Raw genomic sequence first — 324 nt, 5'->3', positions numbered from 1 at the left:
CCAAGCCTTGCCGCTCTCGTGGGCCCAGCAACGGCTCTGGTTCCTCGACCAACTCGACCATGCCGCCGGCGCGGCCTACCACATGCCGGCCGCTCTAAGACTGAAAGGCCAGCTCGACTGTGCGGCGCTGCAAGCGACCCTGGACCGCATCGTCGCGCGTCACGAAGTCCTGCGCACCACGTTCGTGCAAAGCGAAAGCGCAGCCGAACAAAGGATCGCAGCGGCCGATTGCGGCTTCCACCTGGTAACACACGACCTGAGCCACTTGCACGGGCATGAACAAGCGTTCGCCGTCAGTCGCATCGGCGCGGACGAAGCCCGCCA

General features: G+C 65.4%; 1 protein-coding gene. It reads left to right on the top strand.

The genetic code is table 11. The annotated features are described in order from the left end of the window. Window positions 1-324: condensation domain-containing protein (locus KVP70_RS35895; RefSeq protein WP_217946748.1), on the top strand; the 324-nt coding region annotated here is incomplete at both ends.

It is taken from the genome of Duganella violaceipulchra (genome assembly GCF_019166075.1).
Lineage (GTDB): Bacteria > Pseudomonadota > Gammaproteobacteria > Burkholderiales > Burkholderiaceae_D > Rugamonas > Rugamonas violaceipulchra.
Note: the sequence above shows the minus strand (reverse complement) of the source record. Positions and strands in the feature narration are given on the sequence as shown.